The following is an 18,667-nucleotide window of genomic DNA, read 5'->3' on the forward strand; positions in this document are numbered from 1 at the left end:
CACCATGGGTCGCGTCACCACCCGACGACCGGTTCGCCGCATCTCCGCCGACGGGGAGCGCCGGCGGCCGGACTCCCTCGCCGTCGAGGAACCGATGGAGCTGCGCGTGGGGGGCCGCGCCCTGGCCGTCACCATGCGCACCCCGGGCAGCGACATCGAGCTGGTGCACGGCTTCCTGCTCACCGAGGGCGTCATCGGCGACCGGGAGGACGTCAGCATCGCCCGCTACTGCAACGGCGTGGACGACGAGGGCCGCAACACCTACAACGTGATCGACGTGGAGCTGGCGCCCGGCGTGGCCCCGCCCGAGGCCGGCGTGGAGCGCAACTTCTACACCACCTCCTCGTGCGGGGTGTGCGGCAAGGCGTCCCTGGACGCGGTGCGGCTGAAGAGCCGCTACTCCCCCGCCGCCGACCCGGTGTCGGTCAGCACCTCCGTGCTGGCCACCCTGCCGGACCAGCTCCGCGCCGCGCAGAAGGTCTTCGACACCACCGGGGGGCTGCACGCGGCCGGGTTGTTCACCGCCGACGGTGAGCTGCTGGCCGTGCGCGAGGACGTGGGCCGGCACAACGCGGTGGACAAGGTGATCGGCTGGGCGGTGCAGTCTGGCCGGGTGCCCCTGAGCGGCTGCGTGCTGATGGTCAGCGGGCGCGCGTCCTTCGAGCTGGTGCAGAAGGCGGTGATGGCCGGCATCCCCGTGCTGGCCGCAGTCTCCGCGCCGTCGTCGCTGGCGGTGGAGCTGGCCGCCGAGACGGGCATGACGGTGATCGGCTTCCTGCGTGGGACGAGCATGAACGTCTACACCGACGCTGCGAAGGCCCGCGTGGTGGTGCCGGAGCACAGCACGGCCTGAACACGCCGCCAGGCCCGTCCCCGTGGTGGTGGGAGGCGGACCTGGAGGTCAGTGCAGCGGATCAGGCGGACTTGTCGCGGCGCTCGGCCCGGGTCGGCTTGCGCGGCACGATGGTGGGAAGCACGTTGTTGCGGACCACGTCCTCGGTGATGACCACCTTGGCCACGTCGTCGCGGCTGGGGATGTCGAACATGATCGGCAGCAGCACCTCCTCCATGATGGCGCGCAGCCCACGGGCCCCGGTGCCGCGGAGGATGGCCTGGTCGGCGATGGCCTCCAGGGCCTCCTCCTCGAACTCCAGCTCCACGTTGTCCATCTCGAAGAGCCGCTTGTACTGCTTGACCATCGCGTTCTTGGGCTCGCGCAGGATGGTCACCAGCGACTGCTTGTCCAGGTTGGTGACGCTGGCCAGCACGGGCAGCCGACCGATGAACTCCGGGATGAGCCCGAACTTGATCAGGTCCTCGGGCATCACGTCGGCGAAGCGGTCCACGGTGTCGGTCTCGATCTTGGAGTGCACCTCGGCGCCGAAGCCCAGGCCGCGCTTGCCCACTCGGTCGGACACGATCCGGTCGAGCCCGGCGAAGGCGCCGGCCACGATGAACAGCACGTTGGTGGTGTCGATCTGGATGAACTCCTGGTGCGGGTGCTTGCGGCCCCCCTGCGGCGGCACGCTGGCCTGGGTGCCCTCCAGGATCTTCAGCAGCGCCTGCTGCACTCCCTCGCCGGAGACGTCCCTGGTGATCGAGGGGTTCTCGCTCTTGCGGGCGATCTTGTCGACCTCGTCGATGTAGATGATGCCCGTCTCGGCGCGCTTGACGTCGTAGTCGGCGGCCTGGATGAGCTTGAGGAGGATGTTCTCCACGTCCTCGCCGACGTAGCCCGCCTCGGTGAGCGCGGTGGCGTCGGCGATGGCGAAGGGGACGTTGAGCATCTTGGCCAACGTCTGCGCCAGGTAGGTCTTGCCACAGCCGGTGGGCCCCAGCAGCAGGATGTTGGACTTGGCCAGCTCGATGGACTCCTCGCGCGGGTCGCGCAGCTTGTCCCCGGCCTGGATGCGCTTGTAGTGGTTGTAGACCGCCACCGCCAGCGTCCGCTTGGCCTTGTCCTGGCCGATGACGTACTTCTCCAGGAAGTCGCGGATCTCGTTGGGCTTGGGCAGCTCCTCGAGCTTGACCTCACCGGTCTCGGCGAGCTCTTCCTCGATGATCTCGTTGCACAGGTCGATGCACTCGTCGCAGATGTACACGCCCGGACCAGCGATCAGCTTCTTGACCTGCTTCTGGCTCTTCCCACAGAAGGAGCACTTCAGCAGATCTCCACCGTCTCCGATGCGTGCCATACCTGTCGCCCTCTACTTCCGTGTGCGGATGACGCCTTCGAGCTCAACGACTTCGAAAACAACGCGTGCCCGACCCGAGCCCGTAACCGCTGCGGGACAGGACTTCCGCTGCTCCGCCGGTACCGGCGTCGTCGCTGCCCGTTCCTGATGACGTTACCCGTGGATCCCGACGAGCTCGCCGGTGAACGCCGAGCGCGGACTCGGTGTGTGCCGCCGGGTGCCGCGCCGGGCTACAGCGTGCCTGTCCGGTTCGCCGCTCGAGCGCAGGCTGGCTCGAGCGGCGTGTCGGACAGGCACGCCGAGCTGGTCAGGACTGGGCCGACAGCTTCCGGTACGGCAGCACCTGGTCGATGATGCCGTAGGCCTTGGCCTCCTCGGCGGTGAGGATCTTGTCGCGCTCGATGTCCGTGCGCACCTGGTCAGCCTCGCGGCCGGTGTGCTTGGCCAGGGTGCTCTCCAGCAGGCGCCGCATGCGCTGGATCTCCGCGGCCTGGATAGCGAGGTCGGAGACCTGGCCGTAGACACCCTCGGTGGCCGGCTGGTGGATGAGCACCCGGGCGTTGGGCAGCGCCAGGCGCTTGCCCGGGGTGCCCGCGGCGAGCAGCACCGCAGCGGCCGAGGCGGCCTGGCCCAGGCAGACGGTCTGGATGTCGGCCCGCACGTACTGCATGGTGTCGTAGATCGCCATCAGCGAGGTGAACGAGCCACCGGGTGAGTTGATGTAGATGGTGATGTCGCGGTCGGGGTCGTCGGACTCCAGGCACAGCAGCTGCGCCATGATGTCGTTGGCCGAGGCGTCGTCCACCTGCACCCCGAGGAAGATGATGCGCTCCTCGAAGAGCTTGTTGTAGGGGTTGGACTCCTTCATGCCGTAGCTGGTCCGCTCGACGAACGAGGGCAGCACGTAGCGGGAGCTCGGCATCTGCATGCCGTTCGGGAAGCTGGTCATCGTGTCTCCATCAGGTTCGGGTCAGCCGGGACTGCGGGGTGAGGTCGGACCGGCTACGCGCTGCCGGTTCCGCCGACCTGCGCGGCCCGGCTGATGACGTGGTCGACGAACCCGTACTCCAGTGCCTCCTGGGCAGTGAACCAGCGGTCCCGGTCGGAGTCCTTCTCGATCTGCTCCACGGTCTGCCCGGTGAACTGGGCCTGCAGCTCGTTCATCTCACGCTTGGTGTGCTCGAACTGCTCGGCCTGGATGGCGATGTCGGTGGCGGAGCCGCCGATGCCGGCCGAGGGCTGGTGCATCATGATCCGCGCGTGCGGCAGGACGAAGCGCTTGCCCTTGGTCCCGGCGGCGAGCAGGAACTGGCCCATCGAGGCGGCCAGGCCCATGCCGTAGGTGGCGACGTCGCACTCGGCGAACTGCATGGTGTCGAACATCGCCATGCCCGCGGTCACCGAGCCGCCGGGAGAGTTGATGTACAGGGAGATGTCGCGGGTGGGGTCCTCCGCCGAGAGCAGCAGGATCTGGGCGCAGACGCGGTTGGCGATCTCGTCGTCGACCTGGGTGCCCAGGAAGATGATGCGCTCCTGCAGCAGACGCTCGAATACCGAGTCGCTGAGGTTCAGTCCTGTGGTTCCTGCCATCTGAGGGTTCTGCGGCGTCGGGTTCTGCGGCGTCACGAGCGGGCCTGCCTTCCGGTGTGTGTTGAGCTTGTCTCTGACCCTAACGAACACGGGCGGCACCGGAGTCCCGGTACCGCCCGTGTTCGCTGTGAGCGTCAGTCGTTCTTACTTGTCGGCGTCAGACTTCTCGGCGTCGGCCTCGTCGGTCACGGCCTCCGCAGCGGCGTCCTCGGTGCCCGCCTCGGCGTCGGCGTCCACAGCGTCGGTGTCGTCAGCGTCGGCGTCCTCAGCCTTGCGGCCGAGCAGCTCGTCGAGGTCGATGGCGTTGCCCGCGGTGTCGGTGACGGTGGCCTGGGCCACGACCCCGGCCAGCGCCTTGCCGCGGCGGACGTCGGCGAAGATCGCGCCGAGCTGGTTGGCCTGCTGCGCCTGCTGGATGTACTCCTCGGGGCTGACCCCGAAGCGCTGCGCCTGGTAGACGATGCGCTCGGTCAGCTCCTCGTTGCCCACCGTGGTGCCCTCGGCCTCCGCGATGGCGTCCAGCAGCAGCTGGGTCTTGACCGACTCCTCGGCCTCCTTGCGGGACTCCGCGTCGAACTCCTCGCGGCTGCTGCCCTGCGCCACCAGCGCGGCGGCCAGCTTGTCCTCGTCGTGGTCGAAGGGGTGCACCGCGTCGTGCAGGCGGGACTCCACCTCGGCCTCCACGACTGCCTCGGGCACCGGGATCTCGGTGACCTCCAGCAGCGCCTCGAGCACCTTGTCGCGAGCGGCGGTGGCCTGCTCGACCTTCTTCACCCGGGTGAGGCGCTCGCGCAGGTCGGCGAGCAGCTCGTCCATGGTGTCGAACTCGCTGGCCATCTGGGCGAACTCGTCGTCGGCCTCAGGCAGCTCGCGCTCCTTGACGTTGTTGATCACCGCAGTGACCACAGCGTCCCGGCCGGCGAACTCCCCCGCCAGCAGGGCGGTGGTGAAGTCCGCGCTCTCGCCGGCGGACTTGCCGATCAGCGCCTCGTCGATGCCGTCGATGAGCTCGCCGGAGCCGACCTCGTAGGACATGCCGGTGGTGGAGGCCTCGGGGACGTCCTCACCGTCCACGGTGGCCGACAGGTCGATGCTGACGAAGTCGCCGTCCTGGACGGGACGCTCGACGCCGGTGAGGGTGCCGAAGCGGGCCCGCAGCGAGTGCAGCTGCTCGTCGACCTCCTCGTCGGTGATCTCGATGGGGTCGACGGTGACGGAGAGCTCGCCGAAGGCGGGGATGGTGATGTCCGGGCGGACGTCGACCTCCGCGGTGAAGGCGACCTCCTGGCCGTCCTCCAGCTTGGTCACCTCGATCTCGGGCTGACCCAGCGGCCGGATGTCGGCGTTGGTGATCGCCTCGGAGTACTTGTTCGGCAGGGCGGCGTTGATGACCTGCTCCAGCACGGCGCCTCGGCCGACGCGGGCCTCCAGCAGGCGCGCGGGGGCCTTGCCGGGGCGGAACCCGGGCAGGCGGATCTGCTGGGCGAGGGTCTTGTACGCGGCGTCAAAGTCGGGTTTGAGCTCCTCGAAGGGCACCTCGACGTTGATGCGCACCCTTGTAGGGCTCAGCTGCTCGACGGTGCTCTTCACAGACATGCTCCTCAGGTAATACGTGAGTTCGGCAAATTGACCCAGGATGAACCTGGTCGGGGTGACAGGATTTGAACCTGCGACCCTCCGCTCCCAAAGCGGATGCGCTACCAAGCTGCGCCACACCCCGTCGTGACGATCCTACTGGGCCGTTAGGTAGCATCTGACACCGCACACGAAGAGCGGGTAGCTGAAGGGCCACCGGCAGGCGCGGGTGCACGCGGGCGTAGCTCAATGGTAGAGCCTCAGTCTTCCAAACTGATTACGCGGGTTCGATTCCCGTCGCCCGCTCCACGGTGCCAGTCGAGCACCCACGAGCGACCACCTCTCCCGCGCCCCGCCGAGGCGGGCAGCCTGTGGCACAACACCTCTCGGTCGCAGCGCCGCTGAGCCACCGCCGTATTGTCGGCGGGTGCGCCTGATCCGGGCGCGTCGTGACGAAAGGTGAACCATGTCCACCCGAATGAAGACCGCGCTGGCGCTGGCGACGGTGGGCATCGCGCTCGCCGCCGGCTGCAGCTCCGAGGAGTCTGGCGCCGCCCAGGCCGACCCGGCCGCCACCACCTCCGCCGCCGCCTCCAGCAGCACCGCGTCCTCATCGACCTCCAGCGCGCCCACGTCGACCACCACGTCGGCCGCGCCCACTCCCGCGCCCGGCTCGGTGACGCTGACCAGCCCGGACCCCCGCGCCCCCAAGCTGACGGTGACTCCGCCGGCCGGCTGGACCCAGTCCACCGAGAAGATCTCCGAGAGCCCGGACCTGATCGGCGCCTTCCTCGTCAACGACGCCCGGGCCAACGACTTCACCCCGAACACCACCATCGTGATCAGCAACATCACCGGCAAGGCCGGCTCCAAGGAGGAGGCGCTGGCTCTGGACAAGAAGACCCTGAGCACCCAGCTGGCCGGCTACGTGGAGACCGGCACCAAGCCCCTCACTGTGAGCGGCAGCCCCGGCCAGCGCATCACCGGCCAGTGGACCAGCCCGCAGGTGGGCTCGCCGCTGCTGGTGACCGTCACCTCGGTGGCCGTCAACAACGACGAGGGCCTCTTCCTGGTGGACCTGGTCTCGCAGAGCACCCAGACCCTCGCCCCCGGCTGGGAGCAGGCAGTGCAGAGCTTCCACGAGAGCCTCGTCATCAGCTGACGAGCACCCGGCTACGAGAGCGGCCCCGGACACCGTTGCAGGTGTCCGGGGCCGCTCTGTCTTCGCTGTTCAGGTGGGCCGGTGCTCAGGCCTCGGGCAGTGCCGGCGGTGTGCCGGTGCGCTCGTACTCGGCCAGGATGTCGATGCGACGCTGGTGCCGCTCGTCACCGGAGAACGGCGTCTGCAGGAACGCGTCCACGATGGCCAGCGCCTCCTCCAGGCTGTGCATCCGACCGCCGATGCCGATCACCTGCGCGTTGTTGTGCTGGCGGGCCAGCTGCGCGGTCTCCACGCTCCACGCCAGCGCCGCACGGCAGCCGGGCACCTTGTTCGCGGCGATCTGCTCACCGTTGCCCGACCCGCCGAGCACCAGCCCGAGGCTGCCCGGGTCGTCCACCACCCGCTGGGCGGCGGCGATGCAGAAGGCCGGGTAGTCGTCCACGGCGTCGTAGGTGTGCGCACCCACGTCGACCGGGTCGTGTCCCGCCTCCTGCAAGTGCTGGACGATCTGTGCTTTGAGCTCGAAGCCGGCATGGTCGGCACCCAGGTAGACGCGCATGGCCCCAGTGTCCCAGGTTGTGGCACGCGCGTCGTGCCTGGGTGAGCGTCAGCGCTGGATGGACTTGACCTCGCAGAACTCCTCCAAGCCAAAGCGGCCCAGCTCGCGGCCGTTGCCCGACTGGCCGTAGCCGCCGAACGGGGCCAGCAGGTTGAACGACCCGCCGTTGACGTCGACCTGCCCGGTGCGCATCCGCTTGGCGAACTCCACCCCGGACTCGGTGTCGCCGGCGAACACCGCACCGGCCAGGCCGTACACGGTGGAGTTGGCGATCTCCGCCGCCTCGTCCAGGTCCTGGTAGGGCATCACCGACAGCACCGGGCCGAAGATCTCCTCCTGGGCGATGCGCATGTCCGGGCGGACGTCGGCGAAGATCGTGGGCTGCACGTAGGCGCCGTCGGTGGGCAGGTCCGCGCCCGCCTGCGGGCCGCCGTAGGCGACGGTCGCCCCCTCGGCCACCCCGACGTCCAGGTAGGAGCGGACCTTCTCCTGCTGCGCCGCCGAGGACATCGGGCCGATGCGGGTGGCGGGGTCGGACGGGTCGCCCACCTGGTAGGCCGCCGCGGCCTCGCGCAGCAGGTCCAGCATCTCCTGCTGGCGCTCGGCGGGCACCAGCATGCGGGTCCAGGCGGTGCAGGTCTGGCCCCCGTTGATCCAGCCGTTGCCCAGGCCACGCTGGGCAGCGACGGCGAAGTCGGCGTCGGGCAGCACCACGCAGGCCGACTTCCCGCCCAGCTCCAGCGCCACCCGCTTGACGGTGTCGGCGGCGCCGATGCTCACCTTCTTGCCCGCGGCGGTGGAGCCGGTGAAGGAGACCATGTCGATGTCGGGGTGGCGGGAGATGGCCTCCCCCACCACCTCACCGGTGCCGTGCACCAGGTTGAGGGCGCCGGCCGGCAGCCCGGCCTGCTCGGCGATCTCGACCAGGATGCCCGCGCTGAGCGGGGCCACCTCGCTGGGCTTGAGCACCACCGTGTTGCCCGCCAGCAGCGCGGGCGCCACCTTGGCGACCACCTGGTGCAGGGGGTAGTTCCACGGGGTGATCGCCCCGACCACCCCGATCGGCTCGCGCAGCACCAGCGAGTTGCCGATCTCCTCCGACCACGGGAACGACTCCGCGACGTCGGCGAAGACGCCGGCGTTGATCCCGGGCATGGACGCCTGCACCGCGGTGGCGAAGCCGATGGGCGAGCCCATCTCCGCGGAGATGGTGGCCGCGATCTCGTCCCTGCGGGCGGCGATGCCCTCGGAGATCCGCCGCACCACGGCCGCCCGCTCGGCCACCGGCACCTGCGACCAGCTGGCGAAGACCCGACGGGCCGCGCGGACCGCGTCGTCGACGTCGGTGGCGGTGCCGGCCGGGACCGTGGCGAGCAGCTCGCCGGTGGCCGGGTTGGTCACCTCGATGCGCTCACCGGAGCCGGCGCGGCGCTCGCCGTCGATGACGTGGTCGGTGCAGGAGGTGGTGGGTGCGGGGGCTGTGGTCACGGCGGATCTCCTCGGGGTGGGACGTGGGCGGGCGGCGTGCGGGCGGGCGGTCAGTCGAACTCGGGGTCCTCGTGCCGGGTGCGCTTGAGCTCGAAGAAGTGCGGGTAGCCGGCCAGCAGCACCGAGCCGTCCCAGACCTTGCCGGCGTCCTCCCCGCGCGGGATGCGGGAGAGCACGGGGCCGAAGAAGGCCACCCCGTTGATGTGGATGATCGGGGTGCCCACGTCGTCGCCCACCGGGTCCACGCCGGCGCGGTGGCTGGCGCGCAGCGCGTCGTCGTGGGCGTCGGACTCGGCCGCCTTGGCCAGCTCGGCGGGCAGGCCCACCTCGGCCAGTGCCTCCGGGACCACCACGGAGAAGTCCTTGTTGCCCTGGTCGTGGATGCGGGTGCCCATCGCGGTGTACAGCGGGCTCAGCACCTCGTCGCCGTGGTCGGCGGCAGCGGCGATGGCGACCCGGACCGGCCCCCACGCCTTGGCCATCGCCTCGCGGTACTCCTCGGGCAGGTCCTTGCCCTCGTTGAGCACGCCGAGGCTCATCACGTGGAAGCGGACGGTGACGTCGCGGACCTGCTCCACCTCGAGGATCCAGCGGGAGGTGATCCAGCACCAGGGGCACAGCGGGTCGAACCAGAAGTCCACCCGGTCCTTGCTGTCCTGCTGTGCCGCGCGGTCGGCGTCCTGCGCCGCCACTGCCGTCGTGCTGCCGTCACTCACGTCGAGACCTCCTGATGTCTGTGGTGCTCTTCACACCCTGCCACGCGCAACAACGGTGAGCCCTGGCGCCTTCCCGCAGGGTGGGCTTCCGCTCGTCGCTGGTGCCGGGCGCCACGGCCAGGCAGCGCCGGCGAGCGGGGTCATGATGGGATGGAACAGCTCTGTCGTACACACGAAGAAGGTGCTGATCCGTGACCGCTCCCAACCTCACCCGCGAGCAGGCTGCACAGCGCGCTGCCGTCCTGACCGTGCTCGGCTACCGCGTCGAGCTGGACCTCACCGACGACAGCGGTGGACCTGGTGCCGGCACGTTCGCCTCCTCCAGCACCGTCCACTTCGACGCGACGCCGGGAGCGAGCACCTTTGTCGACATCATGGCCGAGCGGGTGCACCGGGCCGTGCTCAACGGCACCGAGCTGGACGTCAGCGACTACGACGAGGAGAAGGGCATCACCCTGCCCGCCCTCGCCGAGCACAACGAGCTGACCGTGGTGGCCGACTGCGTCTACTCCCACACCGGCGAGGGTCTGCACCGCTTCGTCGACCCCACCGACGACGCGGTGTACCTCTACAGCCAGTTCGAGACCGCCGACGCCAAGCGGATGTTCGCCTGCTTCGACCAGCCCGACCTCAAGGCCACCTTCGACCTGACGGTCACCGCACCGGCCAGCTGGGAGGTGCTGTCCAACGGCGCCGCCGAGCAGGTGGAGCAGGTCGCCAGCGGGGCGCGCCGCCACGTGTTCGCCACCACCCCGCGGATGAGCACCTACCTGGCCGCCCTGGTCGCCGGCCCCTACGCCAAGTGGACCGACACCTACGCCGACGCCCACGGCGAGATCCCCCTGGGCCTGTACTGCCGCGCCTCCCTGGCCGAGCACATGGACGCCGAGCGGCTGTTCACCGAGACCAAGCAGGGCTTCGAGTTCTACCACCAGAACTTCGGCCTGCCCTACGCCTTCGGCAAGTACGACCAGTGCTTCGTCCCAGAGTTCAACGCCGGGGCGATGGAGAACGCCGGCTGCGTCACCTTCCTGGAGGACTACGTCTTCCGCAGCAAGGTCACCGCCGCCTCCTACGAGCGCCGGTGCGAGACGGTGCTGCACGAGATGGCGCACATGTGGTTCGGCGACCTGGTGACCATGCGCTGGTGGGACGACCTGTGGCTCAACGAGTCCTTCGCCACCTTCGCCTCGGTGCTGGCCCAGACCTCCAACACCGAGTACACCAACGCCTGGACCACCTTCGCCAACGTGGAGAAGAGCTGGGCCTACCGCCAGGACCAGCTGCCCTCCACCCACCCCATCGCCGCGGACATCCCGGACATGGCGGCCGTGGAGGTCAACTTCGACGGCATCACCTACGCCAAGGGCGCCAGCGTGCTCAAGCAGCTGGTGGCCTACGTGGGCCAGGAGCCGTTCCTGGCGGGGCTGCGCGCCTACTTCGCCGAGCACGCCTACGGCAACGCCACCTTCGACGACCTGCTGCACGCGCTGGAGGAGGCCTCCGGTCGCGACCTCTCCGAGTGGGGTGCCCAGTGGCTGAAGACCACCGGGCTGAACACCCTGCGCGCCGACATCGCTGCCGACGAGCACGGGAAGATCACCTCCTTCGCCGTGGTGCAGGGCCCGGCCAGCCCCGGTGCCGGTGAGCGCCGCGTGCACCGGCTGGCCGTCGGCATCTACGACGACGCCGCCGACGGCTCGCTGGTGCGCACCCACCGGGTGGAGCTGGACGTCTCCGGCGAGCGCACCGAGGTGCCGGAGCTGGTGGGCGTGCACCGGGGCAAGCTGGTGCTGGTCAACGACGACGACCTCACCTACTGCGCGCTGCGCCTGGACGCCGACTCCCTGACCACCCTCATCGACCGCATCGGCGACGTCGCCGAGCCGCTGCCGCGCACGCTGTGCTGGTCGGCGGCGTGGGAGATGACCCGCGAGGCCGAGCTGAAGGCCCGCGACTTCGTGGCGCTGGTGAGCTCCGGGGTGGAGCGCGAGACCGAGATCGGGGTGGTGCAGCGGCTGCTGCTGCAGGCGCAGAGCGCGCTGGCCCACTACGCCGACCCCGCCTGGGCGGCCGAGCAGGGTTGGCCGGCGTTCACCGACCGGCTGCTGGAGCTGGCGCAGGGGTCCGCTCCGGGTTCGGACCACCAGCTGGTGTTCACCTCGGCGCTGGCCTCGTCGGTGCTGTCCGAGCGCCACCGCGACGTGCTGCGCCAGCTGCTGGCCGGCGACGTCGACGGCGCCGGGCTGACCGGGCTGGAGGTGGACACCGACCTGCGCTGGTCGCTGGTGCAGGGACTGGCCGCGGCCGGTGACCTGGACGGAGACGGGCTGGAGACTCCGCAGATCGACGCCGAGGTGCGGCGCGACCCGACCTCGGCCGGCGAGCGGCAGGGGGCGCGGGCGGCGGCGCTGCGGCCGCAGGCGGCGGCCAAGGAGCGCGCCTGGGGCCAGGCCGTGCACCAGGACGAGCTCTCGCACACCCTGGGCCGGGCCATCATCTCCGGCTTCGGCCACCCAGCGCAGGCGCAGCTGCTGCAGCCGTACGTGCGTCGCTACTTCGCCGAGGTGGCCGACGTGTGGGCCCGCCGCTCCAGCGAGCGGGCGCAGGCCGTGGTGGTGGGCCTGTTCCCGGCGTGGTCGGTGCGCCAGTCCACGGTGGAGGCTGCCGACGCGTTCCTCGCCGGTGAGCACCCGCCGGCGCTGGTCCGCCTGGTCAGCGAGGGCCGTGCCGGAGTGGTGCGCGCGCTCAAGGCACAGGAGTTCGACGCCAGCTGAGCTCCCTCGGTGGGGTCGTTCCGGGCCCTTGTCGTCCTCTTCTGGCCCGGCCAGGGCGACAAGGGCCCGGAACGCCCTGGCAGGCGCGGGGGCGGGTCGGTCGCTGGTTGCTGCCTCGGCTCCGCGGGCCGTGCTCCCCCGAAACGCCTTCAGGGCCCGCAACGCCCTCTGGAGTGTCCAGAAGGGGCGTTGAGGGCCCTGAAGGCCGTAGAAAACTAGTGGTGCGAGGCGCTCGTGCTGGCGCCGGGACCGGCCTGGTCGGCCAGCATGCGCAGCCCGGCGAGGATGCCGCCGATCAGGTCGCCGTCGCGGAACGAGGCGACCATGGCCATCACCGCGAGGCGGGCGGCCCGGTCGGAGACCCGCCGCTGCGCGCGCTCGCTGGTGACCACCTCGACCACGCGCTCGCCCGGGGAGACCGCGATGAGCACTGCGTCGGGGCTGCCGGTGCTGACCAGCAGCTCCTCGGCCCGGGCGCGGGTGTCCGCACTGAGCGGGCCCAGGTAGACGCTGAAGTCGATGCCGGTGGCGCGGGTGCAGAAGGTCAGCGCCTCGTCCACCTGCGACAGCTGCTTGGTGCTGAAGGGGAGCGGCTCGTCCTGCTGCCACACGTCCCTGGCGACGGAGAACCGTCCGGTCTCCATCAGGGCCACGCCGCGGTCGAGCTGCTCGCCGCCGCGAACGCTCACTGCTGCTTCACCAGGTGCCACGAGCTCCTCCTCCTACAACGCCAGCGGCGGCGTGTGCGCCTTCCCGCTGTCCCAGCTCCGGCAGGTCGTGGTGCGTGTCCCCCTCAACCCCCGCGGGGTTGGCTGACCACCACATCGGTGCGAAGTCCCAGCTCTCGCCGGACTTGTACCGCGGTGCCTTGTTGCGCGTGTTCGGCACCATGGTGAGCAGGGCGAAGAGGACGAGCACCCCCACCGGGATCCCTACGTAGATGAGCACAGTCTCCGCGATCGTCACACCGATGACGTTAGCCGAGAGGCGGCGCCCGTGGGCACGCGGGTCGAGCCGTGTCGTGCGGTGACCGGCCGGGGTCGCGTCACGCCGCGGGCTCCCCCAGGTACTGCAGCCAGGTGGGGTCGATCTCCTTGGTGGAGGCCAGCAGCCGCCAGTGCACTCCCTTCGGCGGGGTGAGGTCGTGGCGCAGCACCCAGCCGAGCTCGCTGAGCAGGCGCGCAGCCTTGCGGTGGTTGCAGGAGGCGCAGCAGGCCACGCAGTTCTCCCAGCTGTGCGCGCCGCCGCGGCTGCGGGGCACCACGTGGTCGATGGTCTCGGCCTTGGCGCCGCAGTAGGCGCACCGGAACCGGTCGCGGTGCATCAGCGCGGCTCGGGTCATCGGGATCCGCGCGCGGTAGGGCACTCGCACGTAGGTGCGCAGCCGGATCACGGAGGGCACCTGCACCGACGCCCCGGCCGAGTGCAGCACCAGCCCTGCGGGGTCGTCGTCGACCACCACCGCCTTGCCGCACACCACCAGCACCACCGCTCGGCGCATCGGCACGGCCGTGAGGGGTTCGTAGGTGGCGTTGAGCAGCAGCACGCGGCGGCGCACCCAGGCCGGCACGGCGTCCTCGTCCAGCACCGGAGGCGGACCGTCGACGGAGGCGCAGGGGCCGGCGGCGAGATGCGCACCCGAGGCGGCCTTGTGCGGCGCCCGACCGCGCCGGGCGCCAGAGCCTCTGCGATGTCCGTCGGCCAAGAGCGCACCTCCCCTGGAGATGGTGACAGTCGACCACGTTTGACCACCGCGTGCACGCCTTTCTTGCCCGGTCGCGCCCAGGCGTCCGGGCAGCGAGCGGCGGGCGCCTAGGGTTCGTGGGTGACCACCTCTGTCTCCAGCTATCCGTCCGCCGAGCGGCTGCCCCTCGTCGACGACCTGCACGGTCACCTCGTGGCCGACCCCTACCGCTGGCTGGAGGAGCGCGACGACCCGCGCACCGTCGCCTTCCAGCAGGAGCAGAACGCGTTGTCCGCAGCGACGCTCGCCGAGGCGCCCGGTCGCGCGGCACTGGCCGCCCAGCTGCACCGGCTGATCGACGTGGGCTCGGTGTCCGCCCCGGCCTGGCGGGCGAACCGGCAGTTCTTCCTCCGCCGCCAGCCCGGCCAGGAGCACTCCGTGCTGCTGGTCCGTGAGCCCGACGGCAGCGAGCGGGTGCTGCTGGACCCCATCGCGCTGGACGCCAGCGGCAAGACCACCCTCGACTCCTGGGTGCCCAGCCGCGAGGGCACCCGGCTGGCCTACCAGCTCTCGGTGGGCGGCAACGAGGAGTCGCTGCTGCACGTGCTGGACGTGGACACCGGTGCGCTGCTGGACGGCCCCATCGACCGCTGCCGCTACTCCCCCGTGGCCTGGCTGCCCGGCGGGGAGGAGCTCTTCTACGTGCGTCGGCTGGCGCCGGCCGAGGTGCCCGCCGACGAGGCGATGTTCCACCGCCGGGTGCGCCGCCACCGGGTGGGCACCGACCCCGACAGCGACGAGCTGGTCACCGGCGCGGGGATGTACGACGACCTGACCTTCTACTTCGGCTGCCGGGTGAGCGCCGACGGCGCCTGGCTGGTGGTGGACGCCTCGCCGGGCACCGCCCCGCGCGACTCGGTGTGGATCGCCGACCTCGCCGCAGGCACCGCACCCACCCCGGTGCTCACCCAGGACGACGCCGTCCGGTGCACCGCCTGGGTGGAGTGCCCGCCCGAGGGCCCCGCCCGGCTGTTCCTGCTCACCACCGACGGCGCGCCGCGCTTCCGGCTCTGCGCCGCCGACCCGCACGCCCCCACGCGGGAGCACTGGCAGGAGCTGGTGGCGGAGGAGCCCGACTCCGTGCTGGAAGGGGTGCGGCTGCTGCGCGCGGGCTCGCGCCTGGTGCTGGCCCGCTCCCGACACGCCGTCGGCGAGCTGCACCTGCACGAGGCGGATGGCAGCTACCTGCGCCAGCTGCCGGTGCCCGGTACCGGATCGCTGACCGGGCTGAGCGTGGCCGACGCCCACACCGCTGGTCACGACAGCGACATCTGGATCGGCTACACCGACTTCACCACCCCCTCGCAGGTGCACCGCATCCGGGTGAGCGCGAGCGCCAGCGACGGGACGGACGCCGCCACGCTGGTGGAGGCGGCTCCTGGCGCGGTGGACCTGCCGGAGCTGTCCGTGCAGCAGGTGCAGTACCGCTCCACCGACGGCGAGACCATCCGCATGTTCCTGGTGAGCGCCGCGCCGCTGCCCGACCGGCCCCGTCCCACCCTGCTCACCGGCTACGGCGGCTTCTCCCTCAGCCGGGAGCCCGGCTACGCGGCGTCTGCGCTGACCTGGGTGCAGGCCGGTGGCGTGTGGGCGCTGCCGTCGCTGCGCGGTGGCGGCGAGGAGGGCGAGGACTGGCACCGCGCTGGGATGCGGGCGCACAAGCAGAACGTGTTCAACGACTTCCACTGCGCGGCCGAGCACCTCGTCGCCGAGGGCTGGACCACCCCCGCCCAGCTGGCCATCATGGGCGGCTCCAACGGAGGGCTGCTGGTGGGCGCGGCGCTCACCCAGCGCCCGGACCTCTACCGCGCCGTGGTCTGCTCCGCACCGCTGCTGGACATGGTGCGCTACGAGCTGTTCTCCCTGGGCCGCACCTGGAACGACGAGTACGGCACCGCCGCCGACCCGGAGGAGCTGGGCTGGCTGCTGGGCTACTCGCCCTACCACCACGTGCGGGAGGGCACGGCCTACCCGGCCACGCTGTTCACCGTGTTCGCCTCCGACAGCCGGGTGGACCCGGTGCACGCCGAGAAGATGTGCGCGGCTCTGCAGCACGCCACCGCCGCGCCGTTCGACGTCGCGCCGATCCTGCTGCGCACCGAGCTCGACGTGGGCCACGGCGCCCGCTCCCTGAGCCGCACGGTGACGCTCGCCACAGACCAGCTGGCATTCCTCGCCCAGCACACTGACCTGCGGCTGGACGCCGACTGAGCCGGCTGGACCCCAGCGGCACCCGCTGAGGTCCTCAAGATCATCGGCGCTCGTCGTTACAGTGACGTGAATGTCTCCACTTCCTGCTGACGTCGCCCTGTCCGAGTTTTCCGCGACCTGGCTGGTCCACAAGCCGATCGCCATCGCGGTCATCGTGGTGGTCGCGGTGGTCGTGCGGTCGCTGGTCCACCGCTCCATCGACCGGCTGACCCGCGAGCCCGATCCGGACAAGGCTCCCCTGCTGCTCCGCCCGCTCAAGGAGCGCAGCCGGGAGGCGGTGGCGCGCAACCTGACCAACTCGGTGATGCGCGAGCGGCGCAACCAGCGCGCCAAGACCATCGGCTCGGTGCTGAAGTCCTTCACCTCGGTGGCGGTGCTGTCGCTGGCGGCGGTGCAGGTGCTCGACCAGCTCGGGGTGAACATCGCCCCGCTGCTGGCCTCCGCCGGCATCGTCGGCGTGGCGCTCGGCTTCGGGGCGCAGAACCTGGTGAAGGACTTCCTCTCCGGCGTCTTCATGATCCTGGAGGACCAGTACGGCGTGGGGGACGTGATCGACGTGGACGAGGCGGTGGGCACCGTGGAGTCGGTGGGGCTGCGCGTCACGACGCTGCGCGACTACCAGGGCACCGTCTGGTACATCCGCAACGGCACGGTCACCCGGGTGGGCAACATGAGCCAGGACTACGCCGTCGCCGTGGTGGAGATGCCGCTGGCCCACAACGCCGACGTCGACCAGGCCTCGGAGGTGACCCTGGCCACGGCCAAGAAGGTGCTCGCCGAGGAGCGCATGAAGGCGGCGGTGCTGGGCGCCCCGGAGGTGCTCGGCGTGAGCAAGGTGACTGCCGACACCGTCACCTTGCGGATGACCGTCACGGTGCGGCCGGGCAGGCAGTGGCTGGTGGAACGCGCGCTGACGCAACGCATCCTGGAGGCCTTCGACGAGGCCAAGGTCCGGGTCCCGTTCCCCCGGGGCAGTCTGGCCAAGATCGAGTCGGAGCTGCAGGCACAATGAGTGCCGTGCCTGAGACGAGTGAGCCCCGCAGCTTCTACGACGAGGTCGGCGGTCACGAGACGTTCCGCGACCTGGTCGCAGAGTTCTACGCGCACGTGGCCACCGATCCGGTGCTGCGCCCGCTGTACCCGGAGGAGGAGCTCGGCCCGGCCGAGGTGCGCTTCCGGATGTTCCTGGAGCAGTACTGGGGCGGGCCACGCACCTACTCCGAGCAGCGCGGCCACCCCCGCCTGCGGATGCGCCACTTCCCGTTCACCATCGGTGCCGCCGAGCGTGACGCCTGGTTGCGGTGCATGAAGATCGCCGTGGACTCCATCGGCGAGGACCGCCTGGACGCCGAGCACCGCGCGGCCCTGCTCGCCTACTTCCACGCGGCGGCCGAGACCATGGTGAACAGCCAGACCTAGCCGCAGCCCGGGCGGCGAGCTCAGCCGAGCAGCAGCGGGATCTGCGGGTGGCGGCGGCGCAGCACCGAGCCGTACCGCGCGTCCAGCCGCAGCCAGCCGTCGGTCACCCGCACCCGCACCGGGTCGTCCCCGGCGCCGTTGTCGACGAAGCCCATGCCGCTGAGCGCGAAGACCACCCGCAGCGGCACGCCGACCTCGTCGTGCTCGCCGCGGACGGTGAGCACCTCCTGGTCGAGCAGCGACGCCGGTGGACCACCGCGCGGCCCCGGGTTGTCACGGGCCAGCTCCACGCCGCGCTCCACCAGCTGGTCGATGACGTGGGCGGGCACGTCGTCGACGTGTCGAAAGCCGGTGGCCGGGGGCAGCGCACCGGGCCACTCCGCGTCCAGGGCGCTGCCGGGGTCGACGGCATCGCTGCGCAGCACCGCCAGGGCGGTGAGCAGCTCCCGGGCCTTGACCGTGGTGTCTCGGGGCGCCACGGTGCCGGTGACCGAGCGGGCCACGATCGCGTCGAACCCGGTGGAGGCCCACACACCCACCGTGCCGTCGTCGCGCGAGCGCAGCCGCACCAGGGACGAGGAGTCCAGCCGCACCGCGCGGCCGACGAAGCTGGCCAGGTCGTCACGCTCGGTGGGGTCGGGGACCCGCAGCGCGCGGCCGGGGCCGCTCACCGCGGTGGCGCCGTACGGGGCCCGCTCACTCACGTCGCCACTGCTGCAGCGTGGCGCGCTCCACCTCGCTGAGCCGCCGCGGGCGCTGGGCGGCGATGTCGAAGGCCACGATCTGCGTGCTGGCGGTGACGGCCGGGCGGGTGGACTCGTCCTCGCCACGCGGACGCAGCTCGTAGCAGAGGGTGAAGTCGGCGGCGCGCAGGCGGGAGACCCACATGAGCACCTGCAGCGGGGAGTCGTCGTGCACCAGCTGGCGACGGTAGCTGACCTGCAGCTCGGCGACCACGGCGCCGGCCCCCAGCGTGCCGCTGGGTGAGCCCGGCTTGAAGACGGTCTCGACCCGCGCCTCCTCGAGGATGGTGACGGTGCGGCTGTGGTTGACGTGGCCGTAGGCGTCCATGTCCGACCAGCGCACCGGGACGTCGATGCGCACCCCGGGCAGGGCAGGCGGAACCGCACTCCCGTCCGAGCCTGCGGGCGTGCCCGTCGTCGGAGCACTCATTGCTGCCTCCACTCGTCTGCGCACGTCCCTCACGCAGGTCGTCTCACGCGCCCGGTCC

General features: G+C 71.0%; 18 protein-coding genes and 2 tRNA genes. 7 read left to right on the plus strand and 13 right to left on the minus strand.

The annotated features are described in order from the left end of the window. The first annotated feature begins 4 nt into the window (after nucleotides 1–4). Entirely contained in the window at nucleotides 5–853 is an 849-nt protein-coding gene (gene fdhD / locus ELX43_RS11170) for a formate dehydrogenase accessory sulfurtransferase FdhD (RefSeq protein WP_127783496.1), read from the plus strand. A 61-nt stretch (nucleotides 854–914) separates the two neighbouring features. Here fdhD and clpX read toward each other — a convergent pair whose 3' ends face one another. The 5 genes from clpX to ELX43_RS11195 form a co-directional block, all read right to left on the minus strand. Further along, complete coding sequence (gene clpX / locus ELX43_RS11175) at nucleotides 915–2,195, minus strand: ATP-dependent Clp protease ATP-binding subunit ClpX (protein WP_127783497.1); 1,281 nt, start codon at nucleotides 2,193–2,195, stop codon at nucleotides 915–917. A gap of 307 nt (nucleotides 2,196–2,502) precedes the next feature. Continuing rightward, nucleotides 2,503–3,144 (minus strand): ATP-dependent Clp protease proteolytic subunit, encoded by a 642-nt coding sequence (locus tag ELX43_RS11180; RefSeq protein ID WP_127783498.1) that lies wholly within the window; start codon nucleotides 3,142–3,144, stop codon nucleotides 2,503–2,505. A gap of 53 nt (nucleotides 3,145–3,197) precedes the next feature. Beyond that, the gene (locus ELX43_RS11185; protein ID WP_127783499.1) at nucleotides 3,198–3,785 is read right to left on the minus strand and encodes an ATP-dependent Clp protease proteolytic subunit; all 588 of its coding nucleotides are present in this window, start codon (nucleotides 3,783–3,785) and stop codon (nucleotides 3,198–3,200) included. A gap of 144 nt (nucleotides 3,786–3,929) precedes the next feature. Further along, on the minus strand, nucleotides 3,930–5,375 hold the full coding sequence (tig, locus tag ELX43_RS11190) for a trigger factor (RefSeq protein ID WP_164860640.1): 1,446 nt from the start codon (nucleotides 5,373–5,375) through the stop codon (nucleotides 3,930–3,932). Between the two features lie 53 nt (nucleotides 5,376–5,428). Next, a tRNA-Pro gene (locus ELX43_RS11195) sits at nucleotides 5,429–5,505 on the minus strand. 90 nt (nucleotides 5,506–5,595) lie between these two features. Here ELX43_RS11195 and ELX43_RS11200 point away from each other — a divergent pair. Together ELX43_RS11200 and ELX43_RS17785 are read left to right on the plus strand one after the other, a co-directional pair. After that, nucleotides 5,596–5,669: transfer RNA gene (locus tag ELX43_RS11200), tRNA-Gly, on the plus strand. Between the two features lie 157 nt (nucleotides 5,670–5,826). After that, nucleotides 5,827–6,522, plus strand: a complete 696-nt coding sequence (locus ELX43_RS17785; protein ID WP_127783501.1) for an LpqN/LpqT family lipoprotein — start codon at nucleotides 5,827–5,829, stop codon at nucleotides 6,520–6,522. 85 nt (nucleotides 6,523–6,607) lie between these two features. On the opposite strand, the gene ELX43_RS11210 is transcribed toward ELX43_RS17785, so the two are convergent. The 3 genes from ELX43_RS11210 to ELX43_RS11220 are packed head-to-tail and all read right to left on the minus strand — an operon-like array spanning nucleotide 6,608 to nucleotide 9,261. Next, on the minus strand, nucleotides 6,608–7,081 hold the full coding sequence (locus tag ELX43_RS11210; protein WP_127783502.1) for a ribose-5-phosphate isomerase: 474 nt from the start codon (nucleotides 7,079–7,081) through the stop codon (nucleotides 6,608–6,610). 48 nt (nucleotides 7,082–7,129) lie between these two features. After that, entirely contained in the window at nucleotides 7,130–8,569 is a 1,440-nt protein-coding gene (locus ELX43_RS11215; protein ID WP_346773849.1) for an aldehyde dehydrogenase family protein, read from the minus strand. Between the two features lie 50 nt (nucleotides 8,570–8,619). Beyond that, nucleotides 8,620–9,261 carry a DsbA family protein gene (locus ELX43_RS11220; RefSeq protein ID WP_127784843.1) on the minus strand — a complete coding sequence of 214 codons (642 nt, stop codon included), beginning with the start codon at nucleotides 9,259–9,261 and terminating at the stop codon, nucleotides 8,620–8,622. Between the two features lie 215 nt (nucleotides 9,262–9,476). Between ELX43_RS11220 and pepN the strand changes: the two genes are divergently transcribed. Beyond that, nucleotides 9,477–12,062: an aminopeptidase N gene (gene pepN, locus ELX43_RS11225; RefSeq protein ID WP_127783503.1), complete on the plus strand. Its 2,586-nt coding sequence runs from the start codon at nucleotides 9,477–9,479 to the stop codon at nucleotides 12,060–12,062. A 215-nt stretch (nucleotides 12,063–12,277) separates the two neighbouring features. On the opposite strand, the gene ELX43_RS11230 is transcribed toward pepN, so the two are convergent. From ELX43_RS11230 to ELX43_RS11240, 3 genes are all read right to left on the minus strand, one after another. Next, nucleotides 12,278–12,751: a DUF5130 family protein gene (locus ELX43_RS11230; protein ID WP_241248910.1), complete on the minus strand. Its 474-nt coding sequence runs from the start codon at nucleotides 12,749–12,751 to the stop codon at nucleotides 12,278–12,280. Nucleotides 12,752–12,758: 7 nt separating this feature from the next. Beyond that, complete coding sequence (locus tag ELX43_RS11235) at nucleotides 12,759–13,028, minus strand: hypothetical protein (RefSeq protein ID WP_127783504.1); 270 nt, start codon at nucleotides 13,026–13,028, stop codon at nucleotides 12,759–12,761. 79 nt (nucleotides 13,029–13,107) lie between these two features. Further along, on the minus strand, nucleotides 13,108–13,650 hold the full coding sequence (locus ELX43_RS11240) for an HNH endonuclease (RefSeq protein ID WP_241248911.1): 543 nt from the start codon (nucleotides 13,648–13,650) through the stop codon (nucleotides 13,108–13,110). 237 nt (nucleotides 13,651–13,887) lie between these two features. Between ELX43_RS11240 and ELX43_RS11245 the strand changes: the two genes are divergently transcribed. The 3 genes from ELX43_RS11245 (at nucleotide 13,888) to ELX43_RS11255 (ending at nucleotide 17,436) form a co-directional block, all read left to right on the plus strand. After that, the gene (locus ELX43_RS11245; protein ID WP_127783506.1) at nucleotides 13,888–16,017 is read left to right on the plus strand and encodes a prolyl oligopeptidase family serine peptidase; all 2,130 of its coding nucleotides are present in this window, start codon (nucleotides 13,888–13,890) and stop codon (nucleotides 16,015–16,017) included. 70 nt (nucleotides 16,018–16,087) lie between these two features. Beyond that, entirely contained in the window at nucleotides 16,088–17,029 is a 942-nt protein-coding gene (locus tag ELX43_RS11250; RefSeq protein WP_127783507.1) for a mechanosensitive ion channel family protein, read from the plus strand. Nucleotides 17,030–17,034: 5 nt separating this feature from the next. Then, entirely contained in the window at nucleotides 17,035–17,436 is a 402-nt protein-coding gene (locus tag ELX43_RS11255; RefSeq protein WP_241248912.1) for a globin, read from the plus strand. A gap of 20 nt (nucleotides 17,437–17,456) precedes the next feature. Here ELX43_RS11255 and ELX43_RS11260 read toward each other — a convergent pair whose 3' ends face one another. After that, nucleotides 17,457–18,140, minus strand: coding sequence for a hypothetical protein (locus ELX43_RS11260; RefSeq protein ID WP_241248913.1), 684 nt, complete (start codon nucleotides 18,138–18,140; stop codon nucleotides 17,457–17,459). Next, nucleotides 18,133–18,609 (minus strand): thioesterase family protein, encoded by a 477-nt coding sequence (locus tag ELX43_RS11265; RefSeq protein WP_127783509.1) that lies wholly within the window; start codon nucleotides 18,607–18,609, stop codon nucleotides 18,133–18,135. The genes ELX43_RS11260 and ELX43_RS11265 overlap by 8 nt, the downstream gene beginning before the upstream one ends. Nucleotides 18,610–18,667: the final 58 nt, after the last annotated feature.

The organism is Rhodococcus sp. X156 (genome assembly GCF_004006015.1).
Lineage (GTDB): Bacteria > Actinomycetota > Actinomycetes > Mycobacteriales > Mycobacteriaceae > X156.